Source organism: Sphingomonas canaveralia (genome assembly GCF_047238125.1).
Classification (GTDB): Bacteria; Pseudomonadota; Alphaproteobacteria; order Sphingomonadales; family Sphingomonadaceae; genus JBDFMH01.
In genome coordinates this window covers 1,259,186-1,283,806 of sequence record NZ_JBDFMH010000001.1, presented here as the reverse complement: position 1 = coordinate 1,283,806, position 24,621 = coordinate 1,259,186, and the positions used below count along the sequence as shown (strand labels likewise).

General features: G+C 64.6%; 22 protein-coding genes. 21 read left to right on the top strand and 1 reads right to left on the bottom strand.

The genetic code is table 11. The features are described 5' to 3' along the window. Positions 1 to 9: 9 nt before the first annotated feature. The 18 genes from ABC347_RS06135 to ABC347_RS06050 all read left to right on the top strand — a co-directional run bounded on the left by ABC347_RS06135 (position 10) and on the right by ABC347_RS06050 (position 18,707). A complete protein-coding gene (locus ABC347_RS06135; protein ID WP_413244849.1) occupies positions 10 to 2,289 on the top strand; it encodes a TonB-dependent receptor in 2,280 nt (759 codons plus the stop codon). 93 nt (positions 2,290 to 2,382) lie between these two features. Further along, the gene (locus ABC347_RS06130) at positions 2,383 to 3,558 is read left to right on the top strand and encodes an aromatic ring-hydroxylating oxygenase subunit alpha (RefSeq protein ID WP_413244848.1); all 1,176 of its coding nucleotides are present in this window, start codon (positions 2,383 to 2,385) and stop codon (positions 3,556 to 3,558) included. Next, a complete protein-coding gene (locus ABC347_RS06125) occupies positions 3,555 to 4,043 on the top strand; it encodes an aromatic-ring-hydroxylating dioxygenase subunit beta (RefSeq protein WP_413244847.1) in 489 nt (162 codons plus the stop codon). The genes ABC347_RS06130 and ABC347_RS06125 overlap by 4 nt, the downstream gene beginning before the upstream one ends. Positions 4,044 to 4,068: 25 nt before the next feature. Next, positions 4,069 to 4,584 carry a cupin domain-containing protein gene (locus ABC347_RS06120; protein ID WP_413244846.1) on the top strand — a complete coding sequence of 172 codons (516 nt, stop codon included), beginning with the start codon at positions 4,069 to 4,071 and terminating at the stop codon, positions 4,582 to 4,584. Continuing rightward, positions 4,581 to 5,573 carry a flavin reductase gene (locus ABC347_RS06115; RefSeq protein WP_413244845.1) on the top strand — a complete coding sequence of 331 codons (993 nt, stop codon included), beginning with the start codon at positions 4,581 to 4,583 and terminating at the stop codon, positions 5,571 to 5,573. Before ABC347_RS06120 ends, ABC347_RS06115 begins: the two co-directional genes overlap by 4 nt. A gap of 23 nt (positions 5,574 to 5,596) precedes the next feature. After that, positions 5,597 to 6,799, top strand: coding sequence for a 3-oxoadipyl-CoA thiolase (pcaF, locus tag ABC347_RS06110; protein WP_413244844.1), 1,203 nt, complete (start codon positions 5,597 to 5,599; stop codon positions 6,797 to 6,799). Between the two features lie 740 nt (positions 6,800 to 7,539). Then, positions 7,540 to 7,920 carry a hypothetical protein gene (locus ABC347_RS06105; RefSeq protein ID WP_413244843.1) on the top strand — a complete coding sequence of 127 codons (381 nt, stop codon included), beginning with the start codon at positions 7,540 to 7,542 and terminating at the stop codon, positions 7,918 to 7,920. Between the two features lie 8 nt (positions 7,921 to 7,928). Next, a complete protein-coding gene (locus tag ABC347_RS06100; protein ID WP_413244842.1) occupies positions 7,929 to 8,174 on the top strand; it encodes a hypothetical protein in 246 nt (81 codons plus the stop codon). A 126-nt stretch (positions 8,175 to 8,300) separates the two neighbouring features. After that, positions 8,301 to 9,218 carry an ATP-grasp domain-containing protein gene (locus ABC347_RS06095; protein ID WP_413244841.1) on the top strand — a complete coding sequence of 306 codons (918 nt, stop codon included), beginning with the start codon at positions 8,301 to 8,303 and terminating at the stop codon, positions 9,216 to 9,218. Beyond that, the gene (locus tag ABC347_RS06090; protein WP_413244840.1) at positions 9,215 to 10,228 is read left to right on the top strand and encodes an LLM class flavin-dependent oxidoreductase; all 1,014 of its coding nucleotides are present in this window, start codon (positions 9,215 to 9,217) and stop codon (positions 10,226 to 10,228) included. Before ABC347_RS06095 ends, ABC347_RS06090 begins: the two co-directional genes overlap by 4 nt. Then, a complete protein-coding gene (locus tag ABC347_RS06085; protein WP_413244839.1) occupies positions 10,225 to 11,205 on the top strand; it encodes a methionine ABC transporter ATP-binding protein in 981 nt (326 codons plus the stop codon). The genes ABC347_RS06090 and ABC347_RS06085 overlap by 4 nt, the downstream gene beginning before the upstream one ends. Further along, positions 11,202 to 11,867 carry a methionine ABC transporter permease gene (locus ABC347_RS06080; protein ID WP_413244838.1) on the top strand — a complete coding sequence of 222 codons (666 nt, stop codon included), beginning with the start codon at positions 11,202 to 11,204 and terminating at the stop codon, positions 11,865 to 11,867. Before ABC347_RS06085 ends, ABC347_RS06080 begins: the two co-directional genes overlap by 4 nt. 8 nt (positions 11,868 to 11,875) lie before the next feature. After that, positions 11,876 to 12,670, top strand: coding sequence for a MetQ/NlpA family ABC transporter substrate-binding protein (locus tag ABC347_RS06075; protein WP_413244837.1), 795 nt, complete (start codon positions 11,876 to 11,878; stop codon positions 12,668 to 12,670). Between the two features lie 93 nt (positions 12,671 to 12,763). Next, positions 12,764 to 13,321 (top strand): biliverdin-producing heme oxygenase, encoded by a 558-nt coding sequence (locus tag ABC347_RS06070; protein WP_413244836.1) that lies wholly within the window; start codon positions 12,764 to 12,766, stop codon positions 13,319 to 13,321. Next, positions 13,314 to 15,881, top strand: coding sequence for an HWE histidine kinase domain-containing protein (locus ABC347_RS06065; protein WP_413244835.1), 2,568 nt, complete (start codon positions 13,314 to 13,316; stop codon positions 15,879 to 15,881). Before ABC347_RS06070 ends, ABC347_RS06065 begins: the two co-directional genes overlap by 8 nt. A 27-nt stretch (positions 15,882 to 15,908) precedes the next feature. After that, complete coding sequence (locus ABC347_RS06060) at positions 15,909 to 17,084, top strand: aminotransferase (protein WP_413244834.1); 1,176 nt, start codon at positions 15,909 to 15,911, stop codon at positions 17,082 to 17,084. A gap of 55 nt (positions 17,085 to 17,139) precedes the next feature. Next, positions 17,140 to 18,282, top strand: a complete 1,143-nt coding sequence (locus tag ABC347_RS06055) for a CDP-alcohol phosphatidyltransferase family protein (protein WP_413244833.1) — start codon at positions 17,140 to 17,142, stop codon at positions 18,280 to 18,282. Next, entirely contained in the window at positions 18,279 to 18,707 is a 429-nt protein-coding gene (locus ABC347_RS06050) for an HIT family protein (protein WP_413244832.1), read from the top strand. Before ABC347_RS06055 ends, ABC347_RS06050 begins: the two co-directional genes overlap by 4 nt. A gap of 13 nt (positions 18,708 to 18,720) precedes the next feature. Here ABC347_RS06050 and ABC347_RS06045 read toward each other — a convergent pair whose 3' ends face one another. After that, positions 18,721 to 19,458: a phosphocholine cytidylyltransferase family protein gene (locus ABC347_RS06045; protein WP_413244831.1), complete on the bottom strand. Its 738-nt coding sequence runs from the start codon at positions 19,456 to 19,458 to the stop codon at positions 18,721 to 18,723. A gap of 107 nt (positions 19,459 to 19,565) precedes the next feature. On the opposite strand from ABC347_RS06045, the gene ABC347_RS06040 reads away from it, so the two are divergent. The 3 genes from ABC347_RS06040 (at position 19,566) to ABC347_RS06030 (ending at position 24,611) form a co-directional block, all read left to right on the top strand. After that, positions 19,566 to 20,912 carry a lipopolysaccharide biosynthesis protein gene (locus tag ABC347_RS06040; RefSeq protein WP_413244830.1) on the top strand — a complete coding sequence of 449 codons (1,347 nt, stop codon included), beginning with the start codon at positions 19,566 to 19,568 and terminating at the stop codon, positions 20,910 to 20,912. 152 nt (positions 20,913 to 21,064) lie between these two features. Next, positions 21,065 to 22,993, top strand: coding sequence for an asparagine synthase (glutamine-hydrolyzing) (gene asnB / locus ABC347_RS06035; RefSeq protein ID WP_413244829.1), 1,929 nt, complete (start codon positions 21,065 to 21,067; stop codon positions 22,991 to 22,993). A gap of 13 nt (positions 22,994 to 23,006) precedes the next feature. Next, positions 23,007 to 24,611, top strand: coding sequence for an FAD-dependent oxidoreductase (locus ABC347_RS06030; RefSeq protein WP_413244828.1), 1,605 nt, complete (start codon positions 23,007 to 23,009; stop codon positions 24,609 to 24,611). Positions 24,612 to 24,621: the final 10 nt, after the last annotated feature.

The window sequence follows — 24,621 nt, the reverse complement described above, 5'->3', positions numbered from 1 at the left end:
AGGACGACAATGAAGACAAGCTACACCACGCTTGCGCTTGCGATGCTGCTCGCGCCGATTCCAGCCCTTGCGCAGGAGCAGGCGGCACCGGCCGATCCTTCGCCCGCCCCGGCCGGCAATGAAGGCGTCTTCGAGGATATCGTCGTGACCGCGAATAAGGGCGCCGTCGGTGAATCGGTGCAGCGCATCCCGGTCGCGATCTCGGCGTTCAGCGATGCCACGCTGCAGAATTCGCAAATCTCGAATCTGACCGAACTGAACCGCGTGCCAGGCGTGCAGTTCAACGATCCGGGCGGCGTGCCTGGTTATGCCAACTTCTTCATCCGCGGCGTCGGCCTGGTCGGCTCGGTGCGGTCGCTGGAGCCAACGGTCGGCATCTCGATCGACGGCATGCCTCAGGAGTATATCATCGGCACCATCCTGCCGCTGGAGGATGCCGCGGTGGTCGAGGTGCTGCGCGGCCCGCAGGGTGTGCTCAACGGCCGCAACTCGACCGGCGGCGCGGTTAACCTGCGTACGAAACGGCCAACGCGTGACTTTTCAGCGGAGGGGCGGGTCCGCGTCGGCAATGGCGGCCGGTTCGATACCTATGGCCGTGTGTCGGGGCCGATTGCGGGCGATGTACTGCTCGGCAAGATTTCGGTCAGCCACAAATACAGCAAGGGGCTCTATCGCGATCGCAACGGCGGCACGTTCGTACCTGCGCCGTTCAACCCCAGTGGCACCGACAATTCGCTGAAGAAGCGCGAGAGCCGCGAAAATAGCTGGGCGATCCGGCCAACACTGGAGTTTCGTCCGATTGAGGAACTCAGCTTCACGCTGCTCGGCGAATATCTGGACGAGAAAGGCGGTGGCGCGGCCTCGCGCATCGTCAACGTCATCCCGAACCTGCAGACGCTGTGGGGTTACACCCCGCCGAAGGACAGCGACGAGATCAATCATGATGGCGCATCCTATCACCGGCTGAAGAACCGCCGGATCATCCTCGAATCCGAGTATCGCGCGGGCTTCGGCGTTTTCACCTCGGTTACCGGCTATCGCAAGGTGACCTATAATTTGCAGGGCGATGTCGATGGAACGCCGTTCACGATCTTCCACTTCCCGAAGGATGGGCAGATCGACGACAGCAAGCAGTTTAGCCAGGAGGTGCGCTTCGCATCGGACTTCTCGGACGTATTCCGCTTCACGGTCGGCGGCTTCTACAGCCGACTGAAGTTCTTCAGCCGCGAACGCCGGGTCGCCAGCACGGCCTTCCTTCAGTCGAGCAGTGTCAACCGGATCGTTTCGTTGCAAGGCAGCGCCAACCAGACAGGCACGAGCCTCGCTGCCTTCTACAATATCGAGTATGAGCCGCTTAGCGGCCTCACTCTCTCGCACGGTGGCCGCTACACCAAGGACAAGAAGCGCTTCTCGGTGATCCCGCTGGCGTCGTGCGGGCTCGGCGAGATCTTCACCACCTGTTCAACGACGTCATTCGGCGGCCGTGACAGCTGGAACAATTATTCGCCCAAGTTCAGCATTACCTACGAGGCCGCACCGGACACCACCGTCTATGGCAGCTTCACCAAGGGCTATCGCAGCGGCGCGTTCAATGCCCGCGCCTCGAGCATCGCGGCGATCGGCCCGGCCGATCCGGAGACGATCGAGCAGTTCGAACTCGGGCTGAAGACCACTTTCCTCGACAATCGCGCGCGCGTGAACGTCGCGGTCTTCTCGTCCGAATATAAGGATATTCAACGGACGGTGCTGGTGAACGCGATCCAGACGCTGTCTAATGCGGCCAATGCCCGTTTGCGTGGCGTGGAATTGGAGAGCACGCTTAATCCGTTCGACGGGCTGACGCTAAGCGGAAACGTCAGCTATATCGATGCCCAGTTCAAGGAGTTCATCGGCCTGCCGGGTGTGCCGCCGGAACAGGCGAAGCAGCTTCAGTTCGAGCAGCTGCCCAAATGGACCGGCTATGCCGAGGCAGTGTACACTTTTGGCGGACCGCGCGTGATGAGCGAGGATACCGATATCTCCTCGCGAATCGCCTGGACGTATCGCGGCGATTATTTCGCGGACACGGTCAACCGTGCGCCGATCGAGGGCTTCGGCCTGCTCGATGCATCGCTCGCGCTGAAGTCCGATCGCTGGACTATCAGCCTTTATGGCAAGAACCTGACCAACAAGTTCTGGTCTGGCCAGACCGCGGTGTTCAACTTCGGTCCGCCGCCGGGCAATTTCGGCGTCGTTGGGTTCGGCGCTCCACCGCGTGAATTCGGGGCCGAAGTCTCGTTCAAGTTCTGACGGCGGGGGCGGACGAGCGATGCCCTTCCGCCCTTCCTCACCGCCTAAAAAAGGTATATCTCCTATGCGGAAGATTGGATGGGTAGGTTAGCCATGACAGTCAGATCGAACGGGTCATGGCCGCGCGCTTTCAACAGCATTCCCAAGACGGTCTATACCGATGCTTCCCTCTACGCGCGCGAGCTGGAGCGCATCTTTCGTGGAAGCGAATGGCATGCCATCGCCCATGAAAGCGAAGTGCCGGCACCGGGCGACTTCCGCACGCTGACCCATGCCCACACCCCGCTGCTGATCGCGCGCGGCAAGGATGGCGTGGTGCGAGTCTTCTACAATTCCTGTCCGCATCGCGGCAATCAGGTCGAGACGTCGAAGGCCGGCAACCGTGCACGTTTTGCCTGCCCTTACCATCGCTGGACCTTCGCGACCGACGGCAAGCTGATCGGCTGCCCGAGCGAAGCCGAATATGCGCCCGGCTTTGATCGCGCTGATTATCCGCTGGCGATGGTGCGGATGGAGATGTTCAAGGGTATCATCTTTGTCACCTTCTCCGACGAGACCATCCCGCTCGAAGACTATCTCGGCGACCTCAAGCCGACGATCGCCCGTGCCGTCGGGGGCGATGGGCGGCTGAAACTGCTCGGTTATCAGAAGGTTCGCTACGCAGCGAATTGGAAGATCTACGGCGATAACGACGTGTTCCACGGGCCGCTGCTCCACAAGGCGCTGAACCTGCTCAGCTGGCAGGCAAACAACGGGTTCATGAAGACCTGCACGGATCGCGGCCATGTCGCGCTTGAGACCGATCTGGTGCTGCCGCCGGACAGCGGACTGATCAAGGACATGTCGATCGTCGGCGTGGAGACCGATGGGGTTCCGGGCTCTTGCGCAGTGATCATGTATCCGACCTTCGTGATGACCAAGCATCTCGACGTCATCAACTTGCGCTTCGCCACGCCGATCGGCCCGGACAGGACCGAGGTCAGCTACGCCTATTTCGCGCACCAGGATGACAGTCCGGCGGTGGAGCGGCACCGCATCCGGCAGGGATCAAACCTGCTCGGCCCGACGGGCTTCATCTCGATGGAGGATGCCGCCATCTTCCACCGGTCGCAGATTGGCGCCCACACGCCCGGTGACGTCGTTTTCCAGAAGGGCGTGCGCGACACCGCGGCGCTGCAGCTCGATTACAAGTTTAACGATGAATCCCACGCGCTGGTTCACTGGGAACATTATCGCAACGTGATGGGCTTCGATCGCGAGCCGGCATGACCACGCCGATCAATCTACTGGCGCTGGATCGGCTGCAGGGCCGCTATGCCCACGCGCTCGATAGCCAGGATATGGCCGGTTGGCTGGCGCTGTTCGCCAGCGAAGCCGAGGCCTCCTACATCTGCATCACGCGCGAGCATGTCCGGGCCGGGCTGCCAATCGCGCTGATGATGGACGATTGCCGCGCCCGGCTTGAAGATCGCGTGACGTATGTGACGCGGATCTGGGCGGGCACGTTCCAGGATTATCAGACCCGCCACCTGACTCAGCGCCTGTCCGCAGACCGCGCAGCCGACGGTACCATTCACATGGTGTCGAACTTCGTGGTCTATGCCACCGCGGAAGAAAACGGCGTCGCCGAGATCCTGACGACCGGAGAGTATCGCGACGTGATCTGCGCCGATGCCGACGGCCATCATTTCCTGTCCAGGACGGCGGTGCTCGATACGTCGGTGCTGCCCCGCTACATCGTCTATCCGATCTGATCTCCATCGCCCAAGGGAGCGCCTTATGATCCGCATCATCCTGTCCAGCATTGCCCTGCTCACGACCACTGCCGCTGTCGGCGCTCAGCCGGCCGGAGGCAGCGGCGGCGGACACGGCATCCTGCTGCAGAAGCCTGCCGATGCGAAGTTCATGTCCTCGCCCGGCGTGCCGGCGTGTACCAGCTTCGCCCAGTTGCATGGCGACATGAGCAAGGGCCCGGCCACGCTGATGGTGCGGATGAAGGCCGGCTGCCTAGTGCCGTTCCACTGGCATACGCCTTCGGAAGAACTGATCGTGCTGCAGGGCGCGCCGCTCGCGCAGATGCAGGGCCAGCGCCCGGTGATGCTGCAGGTGGGATCCTATTCGCAGCTGCCCAGCCGCCACGTCCACCGCTTCCGCTGCACGTCGAAGGTCGATTGCCTGATTTTCCTTGTCGCTGACGGTCCTTTCGACATCCACTTCGTTGATGACACAGGTAAGGAAATCTCGACTGAGGCAGCACTCGCCGCAGCGTTGCGTGACAGCAAGAAGAAGTGGTGAGCCAGCGGGAAGAGCGCGCCCCGATCGAGGGCAAGGCTTTCCGTTCTGCGCTTGGCTCGTTCGCGACGGGGGTCACGATTGTCACTACCTGCGACAGAGATGGCCATGATGTCGGGCTGACCGCGAACAGCTTCAACTCGGTCTCGCTGGACCCGCCATTGGTGCTTTGGAGCCTGGCGAAAACCTCCCTGAGCTTCGCCGCGTTCGAGACCGCGAGCCATTTCGCGGTCCACATCCTTGCGTCCGATCAGCAGGCGCTATCAGATCGCTTCGCCAGGCGCGGCGAAGATAAGTTCGCTAACCTCAAGATCGAGCGTGGCGAGGGAGAGATCCCGTTGCTGATCGGCTGCGCAGCGCGGTTCCGCTGCCGGCCGGCCTATCGCTACGATGGCGGTGATCATGTGATCCTGGTCGGCGAGGTGATCGGTTTCGATCACAGCAGCCGTGCGCCCCTCATGTTTCACGAGGGCCGCTATGCGACTGCGCCGCAGCCGGTGCCTCCGGTCGAGGGGGCGGATGACCTCGGCCACCTCCTGCAGCGCGCCTATTTCCACCTGCTGACCCCGGTGAGAGCCGAGCGAGCTCGCCTCGGTTTGTCGCTGCACGATCACTATGTGCTGAGCGTGCTAGCGGCGAGCGATGGCATCACGGTCGAGCAGGTGAACGCGATCATCGACTATACCGGCGTGCGGGCAAGCGAGGCGCAGGCCGATGCGTTGGCCGCACGCGGGCTGGTCCGCATCGCAGCGCAGACTCGGACGCTGGCCCTGACCCGGCCGGGGCGGGACGCGATCGCCGGGCTCGTTGGTGCGGCCAAGGCAGTCGAGGCCGATGTCGCGCGCCATATGTCCGCGGATCAGCAGCACCAGCTCAAGAATCTTCTGCGGCTGCTGCTGAAGATCGCCGAGCCAGGCATGAATCAGAGTGTGCTGCGACACATGGACCTGCTCGAGCAGGTCAATCAGGCGACCACAGCGGCATCGGCCTGATCAACCAACGACAGGGAGCAACGATGCGCGAAGCCTTCATCTGCGATGCGGCGCGTACGCCGATCGGCCGCTATGGCGGCGCGCTGGCGACAGTGCGGCCCGATGATCTACTGGCGACGGTGCTGGCGGCACTGGCGGGGCGCAATCCCGGCGTTGATTGGCTAGCGCTCGATGACATCGTGATCGGCTGCGCCAATCAGGCCGGTGAGGACAATCGCAACGTGGCGCGGATGGCGGCGCTGCTGAGTGGGCTAGGTGAAAGTGCGCCGGCCACGACGATCAACCGCCTGTGCGGATCGGGTCTGGATGCGGTGGCAAGCGCCGCGCGCGCGATCAAGTCTGGCGAGGCCGACCTGGTTATCGCGGGCGGCGTCGAGAGCATGAGCCGAGCGCCGTTCGTGATTCCTAAGGCCAACACTGCGTTCGACCGCCAGGCGACAATCTACGATACCACGATAGGTTGGCGCTTTGTTAATCCGCTGATGCGAGCGCGGTTCGGCGTCGACACCATGCCTGAAACCGCCGAAAATCTGGCAAGGGAGTGCGGCATTTCACGCATCGACCAGGATCGCTTTGCGGCCGAGAGCCAGCGGCGCGCAGTCGCGGCGGCGGGTTCTGGTCGCTTCGCCAGCGAAATCGTTGCAGTGCCAGTGGCCCAAAGGCGCGGTGATCCCGTGATGGTGACTGCTGACGAACATCCTCGCGAGACAAGCGCTATCGCGCTCGCGGCGCTCAAGCCGATCGTGCGACCAGACGGTACCGTGACAGCGGGCAACGCATCCGGAATCAATGACGGAGCCGCGGCGCTAATCATCGCGAGCGGGGAGGCGGTCGCTCGTCACGGCCTAACCCCACGGGCACGCATTCTGGGAGCGGCAGCGGCCGGGGTGCCGCCGCGGATCATGGGAATTGGTCCGGTCCTGGCGACTGAGCGGCTACTCGCCCGGCTCCATTTCACGATCGCCGACTTCGATATCATCGAACTAAATGAGGCGTTCGCAGCCCAGACGTTGGCGGTGACTCGACAGTTTGGCCTTGCCGACGATGCCGCTCACCTAAATCCCAACGGCGGCGCAATAGCGCTCGGACACCCTTTAGGTATGTCGGGGGCACGTCTTGCTCTCACTGCGACGATCGAGTTGGTCCAATCAAATGCAAAACGGGCGCTGTGCACGATGTGTATTGGTGTAGGACAGGGAATATCGATAGCTATCGAACGTGTTTAATCGTGTTATTCAAATAACCATATAACCTATGTTGATAGACCATAAAAACTTTTGACCAGCCGGAATGCCTACCAATCGCAGAGATCGAGCCAGGCTTCGGTACCGCCATCGCAGCAGCGCGAGAGGTTGCCTGCGGGCACGGCTTTATCGACAATGTCTATCTGACGCCGACCGGCGAGATCATTATTGTCGAGACTAAACTTTGGGCAAACCCGCAAGCGCGGCGGGAGGTCGTCGCACATGCGCTTGACTATGCTGCAGCGCTCTCGGCGATGCGCCATTAGCAGTTCGAGGCGGCGGTGCTCAAGGCGAACGCTAAAAATGAGAAGCGGGCTCGCTTCACCAGATTGTCGCACATATCCCGATGCTCTCGAGGAAAGCGCGTTTATCGATGCGGTCGCGCTTAACCTGGCCCGCGGGCGCATGCTGGTTATCGCAGCTGGCGATGGGATCCGGCGCGAGACCGAGACGCTGGCCGCACTGCTACAAAGCCATGCCGGAGCGCGCTTCACGTTCGCGCTGGTTGAGCTGGCGGTGTATGAGACAGGGACCGAGGATGCGATCCTCGTAATCCCCTCGACTCTGATGAAGACCATGTTGATCGAGCGCGGCGTGGTTCGGACTGCGGATGATCGGATCCGGGACGACCCAGTGGTCAGCGCCAGGATGGCTGCGGCTCGAACGGTCGTGGGACCGCGTGCGCAAAGCCTGTCTGAAGTCCAGTTTACGAACAACTTGCTGTGCAGGATGCTAAGCTGCCCGCGCAGCTCCAGGCGTTTATCACCAGTCTTGAGCCGCTTGGGGTCTATGGCGAGTATCGAACCAGCCTCAACCTCAAGCTTGATCACCCCGCTGTCGACCAGCCGATTAATCTCGGCTTCGTCGATAAGGATGGCAGGTTTTACACGCGCGCGGTGGGATGGATCCTGCCACGATCGCTGGCCGATCGGTATGTCCGTCGGCTGGCAACGCTGATCGGCGGCGAAGTCGTCGACGGCAAGGAGAGCCCGATCATTAAGCTGAACGGTAAAGCGCCACCACTCAAAGCGCTGCTTCCGGCGCATGCTGAAGGCTGGACCGAAGCGATCCGCTTGTTGATCGCTTCCCTGCTACAGGATTAGCAGGGTTGATGCGGACCAGTAGCACTCATCCCCCCGCGATTGCATCAGTTCAGGTAGGCAATGGGCTCGGGCGGATCGGGCTCAGCTTCTGCCCCGGCAAGCAGCAGCGCGATAGCGCTACCGGCGGCTGGGCGCGCGATTTGGCGGCGGAAACGCTCGGCGGATCCAAGGATTATGGTCCGGGCGTGCTAGAACAGCAGTGGAAGATGTCCGGTCTGCTGCGGCAGGAAGATCAGGCGATCGCTGCCGAATGAGGTGCGCTGTGTCCGGCGTGACGGGCAGGGGCCCGCCCGCCGGGCCGCACGCAGCTGAAAGCTGAGCTTCGCCGTGGCGGATATCGGGCTGCGTTGCCTGCAAGGCGTGCCCTGCTAGGGAGGGCCATGGCTGACATCGCAATCTTCTACGAACATCCTGTCTGGTTCGAACCTCTGTTCGCAGCGCTTGCACGGCGCGGTATCGATGCCGTCGCGTTGCCGGCGGCGGATCATGGCTTCGATCCGGCCGATACGTCCGTACCTGCCCCGATCGTCTTGAACCGGATCGCGATGTCGAGCTTTCTCAGGCAGGCGGATCATCCGATCTTCTACGGACAGGCGCTGCTACGACACTGGCAGGATCGCGGCGTGCGCGTGATCAATGGGCCGGACGTTATGGCGATCGACGCGTCCAAGGCGCGGCAGCTGTCGTTGATCGCGTCGCTGGGCTTCGCGATACCGGCGACGCGGGTCGTGCATGATCCGCAATCCTTGCCGGGTGCGGCCGAAGCGGTCGGCTATCCGATGGTGGTGAAGGCCAATATCGGCGGGTCTGGCGCGGGCATCGTCCGCTATGACGATCGCGCCGAGCTCGACCGCGCGATCGCGGATGGCATGGTCCCCGATAGCATCGACAAGGTGCTGCTGGTGCAGGCCTTCGTACCTGCGCGAGGCGGGCGGATCACCCGGCTCGAGACGCTTGCCGGCCGCTTTCTCTATGCGATCGACGTCGATGGCGGGGGCGGGTTCGATCTGTGCCCCGCCGATATCTGCCTGGCGGAACCCGGGAAGGCGGCGGTGACGGTGGCGCGCGCCGATCCGTCCCCGGCGCTGATCGCGGCTGCCGAACGGATCGCGCAGGCGGCCGGGCTGGACGTTGGTGGCATCGAAGTGATGATCGACGATCGCGACGGCACCGCGCGCTTCTACGATATCAACGCGTTGTCGAATTTCGTTGCGAACCCGCTCGATGTATTGGGCTGGGATCCGCACGAACGGCTTGTCGATTGGCTGGAAGCCGCCATCGCCGAGGTGCGGGCATGAGATACGGTTATTGGATGCCGGTGTTCGGCGGCTGGCTGCGCAACGTGCCCGACGAGGGGATGGAGGCGAGCTGGGACTATGTCCGCCGTCTGGCCGTGCGCGCGGAGCAGATCGGCTTCGATCTCACACTGATCGCAGAACTCAACCTCAACGATATCAAGGGCACCGATGCGCCCGCACTCGATGCCTGGTCCACCGCGGCGGCGATCGCCGCCGTTACCGAGACACAGGAATTGATGGTCGCGGTCCGACCGAATTTCCACCAGCCCGCGCTGTTCGCCAAGGCAGCCGCCAATATCGATCATATCTCGGGCGGGCGCCTGTCCCTGAACGTCGTGTCGTCCTGGTGGGCGGACGAAGCGCGGCAATATGGGTTGCAATTCGACGAGCATGATGATCGCTACGCGCGAACCAGCGAATGGCTGGACGTGGTACGCGGTCTGTGGAGTGAGGATCGGTTCAGCTTCGAGGGCCGCTTCTATCACACGCAGGATGCGATCTGCGCGCCCAAGCCGCTGCATCCGCCCATCATCTACGCCGGCGGCGAGAGTGAAGCCGCCAAGACGATGATCGCCGGGCGCTGCGATGCCTATGTGATGCATGGCGATCCGCCCGCCGCGATCGCGCCCAAGATCGCCGACATGCAGCGCCGCCGGGCCGATGCGGGCGGCCCGCCGATGACGTTCGGTATGGCCGCCTACGCCATCGTGCGCGATAGCGAGGCCGAAGCACGGCGCGAGCTGGACCGGATCACCAGTGTCAGCGAACTGCCCGCCGGCTATGCCAATTTCGATCAGTGGCTCTCCGGCACGCAGCTGGAACGCGACCTGCGCATCCAGGAATATTCGGTTTCGAACCGCGGCCTGCGTCCCAATCTCGTCGGCACGCCCGAACAATTGAGGCAGCGGATCGCCGACTATGAAGGGGCGGGGCTGGATCTCCTGCTGCTGCAGATGAGCCCGCAGGCGGAGGAGATGGAGCGGTTCGCGGCACAGGTCATCGCGCGATGATCCAGGTCGAATCGGTATCGCGACAGTTTCCGGGCGCTGCGCGGCCGGCGGTGGATGGGGTGAGCTTCGAAGTAGCCAAAGGCGAGATCTTCGGGATCATCGGTCGAAGTGGTGCGGGCAAATCGACCCTGATCCGCATGCTGAACGGGCTCGAACGGCCCGATGCCGGGCAGCTGCATGTGAATGGTACCAATGTCGGTGGACTCGACGCCCTCGGCCTACGCCGGCTGCGGCGCGGCATCGGCATGATCTTCCAGCATTTCGGCCTGCTGTCGTCACGCACGGTGGCGCAGAACATCGCCTTTCCGCTGCGTTCGGCAGGCCTGCCCAAACCAGACATCGCGGCTCGTGTCGATGAACTGCTCGCCCTCGTGGGCCTCGGCGATCATGCCGCCAAATATCCGGCGCAGCTTTCCGGCGGGCAGAAACAGCGCGTGGGCATTGCCCGGGCGCTGGCGACCGGGCCATCGATCCTGTTGTGCGACGAGGCGACGAGCGCGCTGGATCCCGACACGACCCGCGACGTGCTGCAGTTGCTCGCCCGGCTCAACCGCGATCTGGGGCTGACGGTCGTGCTGATCACGCACGAGATGGATGTCGTGCGCGAAGTCTGCGATCGGGTCGCCGTGATGCAGGCGGGCCGCTTCGTGGAAAGCGGGCCGGTCGAGACGATCTTCCTGTCGCCTGCCGCCGACGAGACCCGCGCACTGCTGGCGGAAGCGGGTGACACGATCGGCGATCCTGCGACGCAAGGCGCCGGCCGATTGATCCGCTTCACTGCGCTGGGGGCAGCGTCCGAAGAGCCGTTCCTGACCCGCGCGGCGCAGGAAAGCGGCTGCGACATCGCGATCATGGGCGGGCGGATCGGCCATTTGCGGCGCGGCCCTTTCCGGCAGCTGACGCTGGGGATCGCCGGCGGCGATCCGCAGGCCGCGGTCGCCGCGCTTGGTCGCTACGGCACGGTGGCCGCGCTGTGATTGATTTTGTCGCAGGGATCGACTGGGCGGATATCGCGCGCGCCTGCCTCGATACGCTGGCGATGCTGGGCGGATCGCTGGTGCTGACGGTGCTGTTGGGCCTGCCGCTCGGCATCGCGCTCTTCCTGACATCGCCGCGACAGATCCTGGTCAACCGGACAATCAATCTGGCGCTGTCGTTGCTCGTCAATCTGCTGCGATCGGTGCCGTTCATCATCCTGCTGATCGTGATGTTGCCCGTCACCGTCGCGCTGGTCGGCACGTCGCTTGGCGTCGCTGGCGCGATCCCACCGCTGGTGGTCGGGGCAGCGCCCTTCTTCGCAAGGCTGGTGGAAACCGCACTGCGCGAGGTTGATCGCAACACGGTCGAGGCGATCCAGGCAATGGGCACCACCACCCGCGATCTTGTGCTGCGCGCGCTGCTGCCGGAAGCGCTGCCGGGCATCGTCGCAGCCGCCACAGTGACTGCGATCGCGCTGGTGTCGTTCACCGCAATGGCCGGCGTCGTCGGCGCGGGCGGCCTGGGCGATCTTGCGATCCGGTTCGGGTACCAGCGTTTCCAGACCGACGTGATGATCGTCACCGTCGCGCTGCTGCTCGTGCTCGTGCAGAGCCTGCAGATGATCGGCGATCGGATCGTCACGCTCGTCAGCCGTCGGTAGGAGAGTTTATGCGTTTCTCGTTGCCTGCCTTGCTGGGCGCTGCGCTGCTTGTCGCGGGATGCGGGCAGAGTGCGCCCGACGATCCACGCGCGCTTGTCGTGGCCGCCACCGCCGTGCCGCATGCCGAGATACTCGAGCAGGTGAAGCCGGTGCTGGCCAAGGAAGGCGTCGATCTACAGGTTCGCGTCTTCAACGATTATGTGCAGCCGAACGTACAGGTCGCCGAAGGCCGCGTCGCGGTGAACTATTTCCAGACCAAGCCCTACCTGGACGAATTCAACAAGGCGCGCGGCACGAAAATGGTGCCGATCGCCGGCATCCACGTCGAGCCGCTGGGCGGCTATTCACGCAAGTGGAAGTCGCTTGCCGCGATCCCGGCAGGCGCCACGATCGCAATTCCGAACGAGACCAGCAATAGCGGCCGCGCGCTGGTGCTGCTGGCGAAGGCGGGGCTGATCAGGCTCGTCGATCCGGCAAATCCCCTTGCCACGCCGAAGGATATCGCCGCCAATCCAAAGCGGTTCCAGTTCCGCGAGCTTGAATCCGCTACGCTGCCAAGGGTGCTTGATCAGGTCGATCTGGCGTTGATCAACACCAACTATGCGCTCGATGCGGGCCTGAACCCGACCCGCGACGCGCTGGTGATCGAGGGCAGGGACAGCCCCTATGTGAACTATGTGGTCGGGCTGCCCGCGGCGCAGGCAGATCCGAAGGTCGCCAAACTGTTGGCGGCGCTACGCAGCGATGCCACCCGCAATTTCATCCAGCGCAAATATCAGGGCGCAGTCATCCCAGCCTTCTAGACGGACTGCCGGTATCCATCTGGGACACAAGGAGGACTGCCCTGGGCAAGACGATCGGTTGCGGTCGGCTTAAATTAAGGCGACAGGGGCCCGATGAAGGACCAGCAATCAACGCGTTCCTATCTGCGGGCCGCCACGCAGGCCTGGCACGATCGCGTCGATCATGCCTTTTCTCGCTTCTCGCTGATGGATGCCGACAGCTATCGGCTTTTCCTGCAGGCGCAGGCGCACGCCTTTCTCCCGCTGGAGGCGGCCATCGGCCGCACTCAGCCGGGCGATGCCCTGCCGGACTGGGATCAGCGGCAGCGATCGGATTTGCTGATCGCCGATCTTGCCGCACTGGATGCCGCTCCCGGCCCTGTCTCCGACGCGCCTCTGCTGGACGGCGAACCGGAACTGCTCGGGACTGCGTATGTCCTGGAAGGATCGCGGCTTGGCGGCACCATGCTGGCACGATCGGTGCCGGCCCATCTTCCGCGCCAGTTTCTGGACGCCAATGATTCCGCTTTGTGGCGGTCCTTGATCCGGCGGCTCGACACCCGACTTACGACCGACGACGAACGCTCGGTCGCTGCCTCGGCAGCGCAGCGCGCCTTCCGAGCCTTCGAGCAGGGCGCGAATCATTTTTCGGAGCTTCAGTGCCGTGGCTGATCAGCCTGCCGTCGACCTGACCAATTGCGATCGCGAGCCGATCCACATCCTGGGCGCGATCCAGCCGATCGGCCTGCTGCTCGCCGTGACCGCGGACTGGATGGTCGCGCGGGCATCGGCGAACCTGTTCGATTTCATCGGCGTAGACCCCGCCGATGCCGTCGGGCGCCCGCTCACCGAACTGGTGACGGCACGCGCGGTGCACGATCTGCGCAATCGCACGACGCTGTTGCGCGGGCCGGACGCGGTTGAGCGGCTGTTCGGTATCGAACTGGTAGCGGGCAGGGGGCCGTTCGATATCGCGATCCACCTGTCGAGCGGCACCATCGTCATTGAGGCGGAACCGTCGATCGGCGAGCTTGGCGACGTGACCGGCATGGTGCGCTCGATGATCGCCCGGCTCGACCAATGCGCCAACCTGGAGACCTTCTTCCGCGAAGGCGCGCGCCAGGTTCGCGCGCTCGTCGGTTTCGATCGGGTGATGGTCTATCGCTTCGCGACCGATGGATCGGGCGAAGTGGTCGCGGAAGCCTGCAAGTCGGGCATCGGCCGTTTCATGGGGCTCCATTATCCGGCCAGCGACATTCCGGCCCAGGCCCGCATCCTCTACACCCGCAATCTGCTGCGCGTGATTGCCGACGTGAATGCCGTGCCGGTGCCGATCGTGCCGCAACTGGATCAGAGCGGCGAGCCGCTCGACCTGTCGTTGTCGCTGCTGCGCGCGGTGTCGCCGATCCATATCGAATATCTGAAGAATATGGGCGTCGATGCGTCGCTGTCGGTGTCGATCATCGTCGATGGCAAGCTGTGGGGCCTGTTCGCCTGCCACCATTATTCGCCGAACTGCCCGACGTTCGAGCGGCGATCGGTGACGGAGCTGTTCGCTCAGATGTTCTCGATGCGGCTGGAGAGCCGCGAGCGCAAGGAGACGGTGGAGTTCGAGCGCCGCGCGCGCGACATCTCCGATCAGCTGCTCGGTTCGGTCGCATCGGACGAGGCGCTGCTGCGCGATCCCGACTGGCTGGCCGACGTGCTGACCCACGCGATCCCAGCGGACGGTGTCGGCGTCTGGCTCTCGGGCAACTACGCCTTCTCCGGAGCCACGCCGCCTTCTGCCGACTTCCGGCGCATCATCCGCGCGCTGAATGCGACGTCCGCCGGCAAGGTGTTCGCTACCGACCATATCGGCTCGCTGATCCCCGATGCCGAGGAATTTGCCGAGACCGCAGCCGGCCTGCTGGCGATCCCCGTGTCGCGCAGCCCGCGCGATTATGTCGTGCTGTTTCGATCCGAGCTGATCCGATCGGTGCGCTGGGCGGGCGACCCGCACAAGCCCGCGGCCTATGGGCCGAACGGTCCGCGCCTTACCCCGCGGGAAAGCTTCGCCGAATGGAAACAGCTGGTCCGCGGCCGATCGCTTCCGTTCACGGGATCGGAGCAGCGGGTCGCAGAAACGTTGCGCGCGACCTTGATCGAGGTCGTGCTGCGGCTGGCCGACGAGGTTTCGGCGCAGCGCCAGCAGGCGGGCGTCCGCCAGGAACTGCTGATCGCCGAGCTCAATCACCGGGTGCGCAACATATTGGGTCTGATCCGCGGGCTCATCCGGCAATCCCATGTCAGCGGCGCCAGCGTCGATGAATTCGTCAAACTGGTCGATGGCCGCATCCACGCCCTGGCGCGCGCGCACAACCAGATCACGGAGGATCATTGGGGGCCGGCCCCGCTGGAACCGCTGATCGCGGCCGAGGCCGCCGCCTTCCTGGACGAAGACGAACGGATCATCGTGCATGGCGAGGCGGTTCTGCTCAACCCGACCGCCTATTCGACGATGGCGCTGGTGATCCACGAGCTGTTCACCAACTCCGCCAAATATGGCAGCCTTTCGGTTCCGGGTGGCACGGTTCGGATTCAGTGGGCGCGCGATGCCGCCGGAGATCTCGAGATATCCTGGCAGGATGTCGGTGGCCCGGCCGTCAGCCCGCCGTCCCGACAAGGGTTCGGCACCACGATCATCGAGCGGTCCGTGCCTTACGATCTCGGCGGCAAGGCGGGGATCGATTATGCGCCGGGCGGGGTGATCGCGAAGTTCTGCATTCCCGCCCGCCACGTATCGACCGCGGAGCCGGGTGATCGCATCCCGATCACCTTCGCGAAGCCCGCCCCCGGCCACCGCGAGGAACCACCGACCGATTTGCTCGGCGGCGAGCGCGTGCTGCTGGTCGAGGACAGCCTGATCATCGCGCTGGATGCCGAGGATATCGTGACCCGGCTGGGCGCGAGCGACGTTGCGACTGCGTCCTCGGTCGGGGCGGCGCTCGATCAGATCGCCGCCGCCCGGCCGACGATCGCCATCCTCGACGTCAATCTTGGCAATTCGACGAGCTTCCTGGTGGCGGACCAGCTGCTCAAGCTGGGCATCCCGTTCGTGTTTGCCACCGGCTATGGCGAAGGCGCGCATTTCCCGGACGAACATCGCGGACGGCTGGTCGTGCAGAAGCCCTATACGATCATCAATATCGCCAAGGCGCTCGCCCAGACGATGGGCAGAAATGGGCAATAGGCAGCGGATGCCGCGCGTGATGTTGCCATGAACCGGCTCTACCAGAACATGGCGACGACCATCTTCGAGGAGATGTCCGGCCAGGCGCGCGCGCTGGGCGCGATCAATCTGGGGCAGGGCTTCCCGGATACGATCGGGCCGTCGGAACTGCTCGATGCGGCCGCCCGTGCCCTGCTGGATGGCCCGAACCAATATGCGCCGTCGCAGGGCCTGCCCGTGCTGCGCGATGCGGTCGCCGCCCATTATCGCCGCTTTCAGTCGCTCGACCTGGGCGCGAATAATGTCCTCATCACCTCCGGCGCGACCGAGGCGATCGCGGCGGCTCTGCTTGCGATCCTATCTGCAGGCGACGAAGTGATCGTGTTCGAACCCGTCTATGACGCCTATCGGCCGCTGATCGAGCGTGCCGGGGGCCGGGCGGTGCCGATCACGCTGACCGCGCCCGACTGGCGGCTGCCGATCGCGGCGGCGGCCGCAGCGATCGGGCCGCACACCAGGGCGATCCTGCTCAACAATCCGAACAATCCGGCCGCGACCGTCGCCAGTCGCGACGAGCTGAAGGCGCTCGCCGCCTTGTGTTGCAAGCACGACCTGATCGCGATCTGCGACGAGGTCTGGGAACATGTCGTCTTCGATGGCAGCGAGCATGTCACGATGATCGGCCTGCCTGGCATGGCTGACCGTACGGTGAAGATCGGATCGGCCGGCAAGATCTTCGGCGTCACCGGCTGGAAGGTGGGGTTCGTCATTGCCGCCGATCGGCTGCTCGGGCCGATCGCGCGCGCGCACCAGTTCCTCACCTTCTCGACCGCGCCCAACCTGCAGACGGCGGTCGCGTTCGGCCTCGGGTTCGAGCAGGCTTTCTTCGATCGCGGCCGCACCGATCTCGCCCGGTCACGCGATCGGCTCGCGGGCGCGCTTGCCGCCGCGGGCTTCGCCGTTCTGCCGAGCCGGGCGACCTATTTCCTGACCGTCGATCTGCCCGCATCGGGGATCGATGGCGACCATACCGATCTGGCGCGCCGGATGCTGCATGAGGCCGGCGTGGCCACGATTCCGCTCTCAGCCTTCTATATCGGCGGCACGGCGCCGCGCGGGCTGGTCCGCTTCTGTTTTGCCAAGGGTGATGCCGTCCTGGACGAAGCTGCGGCCCGGTTGGCTCGTTGGCGGGCCGATCAGGGGGCAGGGGGCACCACCGCCTAACGTTGCGATCACGATCCTCGACCTGATCGAGTTTGGACCCTAAGGGCCGTTCGCCATGTCCGACCGCACTATCCCCCCCGTCTCGATCATCGGTTCTAATCCGGTAAGGCTATGGGGCTTGCCGCTAGACAAGCGTCTTGCGCGGATCGCAGCCGCCATGGGTACGGACATGGTCGATGCCACGCGGGCAATCGGGCCCGTGCTGGTCGTCAATGCGGCTTTCGTGTTCGATCCGGCCTGGCTCCGCCACATTGCCGGCAATCCCGGCATGGCGGTAACCTGCGGCGGCAGCCCGGCGATCGTGCACGCGCGCGATGCGGACGAAGCGCGCATGGTGGCCACGGCGATGCGGGACGGCAGGTCGCTCGATCCCGCCAGTGGCCTGCATGCGTTCGCAATCGAGGACGGCCCCACCATCGAGAACAAGCAGCTGCGTAAGCGCGAGACGCCGTTCCTGATGCCGCTCACCGCCGATACGGTGCGCGCGGCCGAACGGAAGAGCTATTTCGGCGCCTACAAGGGCGTGACGGACCTGCTCACCAAATATCTTTGGCCCGAATGGGCGCTGGTGCTGACCCGCATCGCCGCGCGGCTGGGGATCACACCCAACATGGTGACGGCAGTAGGTGCGATCTGTTGCGTGGCAGCCACCTATTGCTTCGCGATCGGCCAGTACTGGCTCGGCATGGCGGTGGGGCTGGTTTTCATGGTGCTCGACACGGTCGACGGCAAGCTTGCCCGCTGCACGATCACCTCGTCGAAATGGGGCAATATCTTCGATCACGGGATCGATCTCGTGCATCCGCCCTTCTGGTGGTGGTTCTGGGCGACCGGCCTTGCCAGCTGGGGACTGGCCTATGACAGCACGACATTCTGGTGGGTGCAGGGCGTGATCCAGGGGGGCTATCTGGTCCAGCGGCTGATCGAAGGCGTGTTCATGCGCCGCAACGGCATGATGCACATCCATGTCTGGCAGCGCTTCGACAGCCGGTTCCGGCTGGTGACCGCACGGCGCAACCCCAACATGGTGATCCTGTTCGCATCGCTGATCGTCGGGCGGCCGGATCTCGGCCTGATCGCGGTTGCTTGGTGGACGGGCATTTCCTGCGCGGTTCATGCCGTGCGGCTGGTGCAGGCGATGGCGGCGCGCCGGCGCGGCATGGCAATCACATCCTGGTTGGCGGAGCCCGCACGATGAACGCGACGATCGAGAAGTTCGGCTATCCGGGTACGCTGGTCGCCGAATTTGATCACTGGCTGGTGCTGCTGCGCCCGGCCCAGCCGACGCTGGGCAGCCTGGTGCTGGCCGCGCGATCCGATGCCACCGCGTTCGCAGAGCTGCCGGCTGCCGCCCATGCAGAGCTGAAGCTGGTCAGCACCGCGATCGAGACGGCGCTTGCCAAGGTAGTTGGCTATCAGCGTATCAATTATCTGATGCTGATGATGGTCGATCCGCACGTCCATTTCCACGTGATCCCCCGGTACGAGGGCGATCGGGAATGGGGCGGCGAACGGTTCGAGGATGCGGGCTGGCCGAAGCTGCCCGAACTGGGCCGCGTGATTACGTTGGGTGCCGGCCAGATCGCCACGATGGTGCGCTGGCTGAAGGATGCGTTCGCCTGAGAGCGCGGACCGGTCAGGCCCAGCGGTTCGTCAGCTGGGTCGCGATCTCGATGTCGTTCAGGAAGTCGACCTCGGCCCAGCCCAGCCCCTCGATCGAGACGGTGCCGACCTTGCCGGTCGCGGCCAGGCTGTCGATCACCTTCAGATACCAGTGCTGCACACCTTCGGGCGTGCGCATCGCCGCAGCCACGGCATTTAGGAAGATCGCCGGGCCGTCGCCGCGGAACGCCAGGAAGCCGATCGATTCCGCATTGGTCTCGTCCGCCGACAGCGTCTTGCCGATCCGCTGCAGCCGGCCGTCGCCATCGCGCGTGACCTTCATGTCGTCGCTGTCATAGTCGGCCTTCACATCGACCGTCACCGCGATCGGCCAGTCACCACCTTCCTGAACTCGGCGCACGATCTCCTCGGACACCAGCGTGTCGCCGTTCAGGATCAGGAAGTCGTCCTCCATCGCCTCGCGCGCGATCCAGCAGGATCCGAGATTGTCCGCGACCTTGTAGAACGGATTGAAGCGGGTGCGGATCTCGACCCGGCCATCACCGAGCCGGGTGATCTCGTCCGATACCTTGTCGGTCATGAAGCCTGTGACGACGTCGATCCGCTTCACGCCACCGCGCGCCAGCATCTCGATCTGCCAGGCCAGCAGCGATCGCCCCGAAAAATCGATCAGGCATTTGGGCATTTCGGTGGTCAAGGGCAGCATGCGCGAGCCTTGGCCCGCGCTGAGCAGAATGGCATTCTCGATCATGGCCGCCCACTAGATCGGTTCGATGCCGGATGGAAGCGCCGGCTGCAGGCATGGCTTCACCCCAGCAATCCGTTGCAACATTGCCTGCTGCCGGACTAGGGGGCCGCATGAAGCCGGCCCGTCCGTCCCTCGCCGATCGATCACCGCTGTACCGCATCCTCGCCAATACTGCCTGGCTGCTGGGCGGAAAGGGTTTCGGCGCTGTCTGCGGTCTTGCCTATCTCGCGATTCTCACGCGATCTCTGGGTCTTGAGGATTTCGGCCACTTCTCGCTGATCTTCGGTGCGGCGCTGGCGATTAGCGGCATCACCGGCGTCCAGAGCTGGCGGACGGTGGTGCGCTACGGTGCCGATCATATCCATTCCGAGGCATGGGATCGCTTCGGCCGGCTGGGCATGATCGGTGGCCTGTTCGATATTGCGGGCGCGGCCGTGGGCTGCCTAATCGCGGCAGTGATGATCTATGGCTTCGGCCGGCTGCTGGATATCGATCCCGCCCATGCAGATCAGGCCTTCTGGTTCTGCTGCGGTATGTCGCTGGCGCTGGTTTCTGCGCCGACCGGAATCGTCCGCGCGCTGCATCGGTTCGATCTGGCAGTCTATGTCGAGGCGGTGGTCCCTGTCGGTCGGCTGGTCGCGGCGCTGCTGATCTGGCAGATCGGGCCGTCGGTGGGTCGCTTCCTGATCGCGTGGGTGATCGTCGACCTGATCGAGGCCACGCTGTACTGGCTCACCGCCCGCCGGCTGGTGCCGCAATCGGTGAAGCTGCGATATGTACGCGAGTGGCGGCGCGGGCTCGCCGAGAATCCGGGTCTGATCCGCTTCTTCCTGCTGAGCCATGTCACCGTCACGCTTGATGCGATCGTGCGGTTCGGGCCGCTGCTGGCAGTGGGTGGGCTCGTCGGCGCGGCGTCGGCGGGCCTTTACCGGCTGGCCAGCCAGATCACCCAGGCGCTGGGCAAGCTGTCGCTGCTGCTGACGCGCGTGGTCTATGCCGAAGTCTCACATGCGCGAGTAACGGCCGGCGCGGCCGAATTCCGCAAGCTGGCGGTGCAGACCAGCCTGGTGGCCGCAGCAGCCGCTGTGGTGGTGATCTCTTTGGCATTGACGGCGGGTGGCGAATTGCTGGCGCTGGTCGGCGGCGAGGAATATCGCGTGGGAGCGGTGATCCTGGTACCGCTGGCCATCGCAGCCAGCCTGGATCTCGCATCCGTCGCGTTCGAACCGGTGCTCCATGCGTCGGGCCGGCCCGGGCAGGCGTTGATGGCGCGCGCAGTGACGCTGCTCGTACTGCTCGTCTCGATCATGCTGCTAACCGGGCATGAAGCGACGGGCATCGCCTGGGCCGTCGCGATCGCCACGCTGGCTGGTTATCTGACAACTGCGTTGCTGGCGTTTCGCGCGATCGGGCGGCCGCAGGCCGCGCCCCCGGCGGAGGACGCCGCGCTGATGTAAGCCGCCGGGGCGCGTCTCTGCTGGCCCAGGTTGCAAATCGGGCTTCCTAGCGCGCGTCCGATCGCCTATCCGCGAGCGCTTGCCGGCGTCGCCGGTGGCCTTGGCCGCGCAGTGCGTGTCCATCCTTCCTCGCTTGGGAGCGCAGACAGTCGATGTGCGGAATTGCCGGATGGTATGCGCGCTCGTCGCGCACTGTCTCCACGGATCAGATCCGCCAGCAATGCGACACGATCATCCATCGCGGGCCGGACGATCAGGGCCAGTTCATCGACGGCGATTTCGGCTTCGGGATGCGACGGCTGAGCATCATCGATCTGGCCGGCGGCCACCAGCCGATGACCAGCCCTGACGGCCGCTACGTGATCGTCACCAACGGCGAGATCTACAACCATCTCGAACTGCGTCCCGCACTCGAGGCGGCAGGCCATCGGTTCGAGACCCATAGCGATACCGAAACGCTGCTGGCCGCCTATCTGCACTGGGGCGACGATGCCTGGATACGGCTGGAAGGCATGTTCGCGACCGCCATTTGGGATCGCGCGACGCGCAGTCTGACGCTGGCGCGCGACCCGCTGGGCGTCAAGCCGCTCTATGTGACCGAACAGAATGGCGGGCTCGCGTTCGCGTCCGAGATCCGGGCGTTGCGGCCGCTGCCCGGGCACAGCTTCGATGTCAGCGACCGCGGCGTGCATGACTTCTTCATGTTCGGCCATGTGCAGCCGCCGCGCTCGATCTTCGCCCAGGTCCGCAGCCTCGATCCCGGCCATGTGCTGCGGGTCGAGGCCACCGGGGACGCAGTCGTTCGGCCGTTCTGGCAGCCGAGCTTCCGCCACGGCCCAGCGATGAGCGAAGGCGAATGGATCGAGGAGACGCGGCGCCGCTTCCTGGAAACCACGCGCCGCCACATGCTGTCTGATGTGCCGGTCGGTGTGTTCCTGTCGGGCGGGGTTGATTCCAGCGCGATGTCGGCAGCGATGACGAAGATCGATCCGACACCGTTCAAGGCGTTCACGATCGGCTATCCGGGATCCCGGATCGACGAGACCGAGCAGGCCGCGCGGATCGCCCGCCACCTGGGGCTTGAACACATCGTGCTGCAGCTGGAAGCGGCACGCACCGCCGATCTCCTGCCCGCGGTGCAGGCGTCGTTCGATGAGCCCTGTGCAGCAACCTCGGCAGTCCCTCACTGGCATCTGTCGAAGCTGGCGGCCGAGCATGTGAAGGTCGTGCTGTGCGGCGAAGGATCGGACGAGATCTTCGCCGGCTACAAGCGGCAGCGAACCGCGCTGGAAGCAGCACGGTGGAGCCCACTGATCAAGGCGCTCGGCCCGCTCGCCGGACTGGTCGAGGCAATCCCGGGCGGCGCATCGCCGCGCTGGAGCTACAAGCGCCAGAATGCGGTGAAGTTCATCGAAGCGGCACGGCTGGACAGCAGCTTCCAGCGCTTCTTCGCCGGCACGCAGATGTCGTCGCCCCAGGCGCGCGCGCGGCTCTACGAGCCCGATTTCCTTGCGCGACAGCGGCATGACGACGATCTCGCCCGGCTGGAGCAGGAATATTTCGGCAGTGGCATCGGCCGCGGGCTCGATCCGCTGGAGCAGTTCCAGCTTGCCGATCTGACGATCCACATGCCGGGATCGCTGTTGCCCCGCCTCGATCGTCCGAGCATGGCCCATTCGATCGAGGCACGCGTGCCGTTCCTGTCGCATATCTTCGTCGATTGGGTGATGACGATGCCGCGATCGATGAAGATGCGCGGCAAGGTCGGCAAATTTGCGCTGCGCGAAGCGACCAAGGACTGGCTGCCGCCGGGCACGTTCGACATGCGCAAGCGCGGCTTCCAGCTGCCGTTCGCAGAATGGTTTCGCGGCGATTTCGCCGAATTCGCGCGCACGATCTGGAACGACAGCGGCGCGGCGGCGGCCGGTTATCTGCGGCCGTCCGCGGTCGAGGCACTGTTCGCCGAACATCGCGACGGCACCGCAAATCACGGCCGGATGCTGTACGCGATCGCCATGTTCAGCTGCTGGTGGGATCAGAACATCGCCGTCGGCCGCGGATCGACCGCGCGCGCCGCCTGACAGTGAGAATCGAATGCTGATCGATCTGGAAACCCATCCCCAGGCCGAGATCGCTCCGGCCGATGTCTGCATCATTGGCGCGGGTGCGGCCGGCATCACGCTGGCACGCGGGCTGGCGGCGCGAGGGCATGATGTGCTGTTGCTGGAAAGCGGCGGGCTCGATTTCGAACAGGCCACTCAGGATCTGTACCGCGGCGCCAATGTCGGCATGCCCTATTATGATCTCGATCAGGCGCGGCTGCGTTTCTTTGGCGGCACGGTATCGATCTGGGGCGGGCGCTGCGCCAAGCTGGACGCGATCGATTTCGAGCGTCGTGACTGGGTGGATCATAGCGGCTGGCCGATCACGCTGGCCGATCTCGATCCCTTCTACCGCCGCGCGCACGACTTCTTCGAGCTCGGCGATTATGACTATTCGACACGGGTGTGGGACGCGCTGGGGGTGGCCGCGCCGGGCTTCGATCCCGGCGCGATCGATGCGGTGCTCTGGCGCTTCGACGAGACGACCGACCGCTTCATTGCCGCCCGCAGCCGCGACCTGACAGATTCGGCCAAGGTGCGCGTTCTGCTCCATGCCAATGCGGTCGCGATCCGGGCGACGCCGGACGCGCGCGGCGTTGATCATGTCGAAGTGCGTACGCTCGGCGGAAATACCCGCAGGATCACCGCGCGACAGTTCGTGGTCGCCTGCGGCGCGATGGAGAATAGCCGGCTGCTGCTGGCATCCGACGATATCGAGGCGGCCGGCATCGGCAATGGCCGCGATCTGGTCGGCCGCTATTTCATGGAACATCCGACCGGCCGGATCGGCCGGATCGAGACGAAGCAGCCCTATGAGCTCTGGTCCCTGTTCCAGAAGCGGTTCATGCATGACGGCCCGCCGCTGGCGCCTGCGTTGCGGCTGGGCGATGCCACCCAGCGCCGCGAACATGCGCTCAACAGCATCATGACCTTCAAGCTGCAGCGCGATCCCCGCCACGGGGTGGCGCTCGGCAACAAGCTCTACCACAACCTGAAACACTCGATCGCGCCCAGCAAGCGCGGCCGCGCGCTTGATCATGCCTATCGCGCCGTGCGGTCGTGGTTTCACCGTGGTTTGCGCAGCCAGGTGGAGAAAGCGCGTGCGAAAGCCGGGATGACTGGCCTTTACTTGATGACGCGCGGTGAACAGGCGCCAAACCCCGACAGCCGCGTGCTGCTATCGGCCGAGCGGGACGCGCTGGGCAGCCGTCGCGCGAACCTGGATTGGCAATTGAGCGAGATCGATAAGCACACCGCCTGCGTGATCGCCCGCACCTTCGATTCCGAATTCCGCCGGCTGGGCCTTGGATCGGTCGTACCGAGCCAGTGGCTGGAGGAGCCGGGCGTGCAGTGGCCGGTCGATCCCACCGTGGGCAACCACCCGATCGGAAACTATCATCAGGTCGGCGGCACTCGCATGGGTGAGACGCCTGCGACCGGCGTGGTCGATGCCGATTGCCGCGTCCATGGCTATCACAACCTGTTCGTAGCGGGCAGCTCGGTCTTCCCGACCGGCGGCTGGGCCAATCCGACGCTGACCATCGTCGCGCTGGCGATGCGGCTGTCGGATCATCTCGATACCAAGCTGGCGCCCTGATCGCCCCGGC

What these genes read in the sequence shown, in the direction of transcription:
- ABC347_RS06030 (WP_413244828.1), top strand. Translation starts at nt 23,007, where the DNA reads ATGCTGATCGATCTGGAAACCCATCCCCAGGCCGAGATCGCTCCGGCC.
- asnB (WP_413244829.1), top strand. Translation starts at nt 21,065, where the DNA reads ATGTGCGGAATTGCCGGATGGTATGCGCGCTCGTCGCGCACTGTCTCC.
- ABC347_RS06125 (WP_413244847.1), top strand. Translation starts at nt 3,555, where the DNA reads ATGACCACGCCGATCAATCTACTGGCGCTGGATCGGCTGCAGGGCCGC.
- ABC347_RS06130 (WP_413244848.1), top strand. Translation starts at nt 2,383, where the DNA reads ATGACAGTCAGATCGAACGGGTCATGGCCGCGCGCTTTCAACAGCATT.
- ABC347_RS06100 (WP_413244842.1), top strand. Translation starts at nt 7,929, where the DNA reads ATGCGGACCAGTAGCACTCATCCCCCCGCGATTGCATCAGTTCAGGTA.
- ABC347_RS06045 (WP_413244831.1), bottom strand. Translation starts at nt 19,458, where the DNA reads ATGATCGAGAATGCCATTCTGCTCAGCGCGGGCCAAGGCTCGCGCATG.
- ABC347_RS06135 (WP_413244849.1), top strand. Translation starts at nt 10, where the DNA reads ATGAAGACAAGCTACACCACGCTTGCGCTTGCGATGCTGCTCGCGCCG.
- ABC347_RS06040 (WP_413244830.1), top strand. Translation starts at nt 19,566, where the DNA reads ATGAAGCCGGCCCGTCCGTCCCTCGCCGATCGATCACCGCTGTACCGC.
- ABC347_RS06095 (WP_413244841.1), top strand. Translation starts at nt 8,301, where the DNA reads ATGGCTGACATCGCAATCTTCTACGAACATCCTGTCTGGTTCGAACCT.
- ABC347_RS06060 (WP_413244834.1), top strand. Translation starts at nt 15,909, where the DNA reads ATGAACCGGCTCTACCAGAACATGGCGACGACCATCTTCGAGGAGATG.
- ABC347_RS06085 (WP_413244839.1), top strand. Translation starts at nt 10,225, where the DNA reads ATGATCCAGGTCGAATCGGTATCGCGACAGTTTCCGGGCGCTGCGCGG.
- ABC347_RS06070 (WP_413244836.1), top strand. Translation starts at nt 12,764, where the DNA reads ATGAAGGACCAGCAATCAACGCGTTCCTATCTGCGGGCCGCCACGCAG.
- ABC347_RS06120 (WP_413244846.1), top strand. Translation starts at nt 4,069, where the DNA reads ATGATCCGCATCATCCTGTCCAGCATTGCCCTGCTCACGACCACTGCC.
- ABC347_RS06075 (WP_413244837.1), top strand. Translation starts at nt 11,876, where the DNA reads ATGCGTTTCTCGTTGCCTGCCTTGCTGGGCGCTGCGCTGCTTGTCGCG.
- ABC347_RS06055 (WP_413244833.1), top strand. Translation starts at nt 17,140, where the DNA reads ATGTCCGACCGCACTATCCCCCCCGTCTCGATCATCGGTTCTAATCCG.
- ABC347_RS06050 (WP_413244832.1), top strand. Translation starts at nt 18,279, where the DNA reads ATGAACGCGACGATCGAGAAGTTCGGCTATCCGGGTACGCTGGTCGCC.
- pcaF (WP_413244844.1), top strand. Translation starts at nt 5,597, where the DNA reads ATGCGCGAAGCCTTCATCTGCGATGCGGCGCGTACGCCGATCGGCCGC.
- ABC347_RS06090 (WP_413244840.1), top strand. Translation starts at nt 9,215, where the DNA reads ATGAGATACGGTTATTGGATGCCGGTGTTCGGCGGCTGGCTGCGCAAC.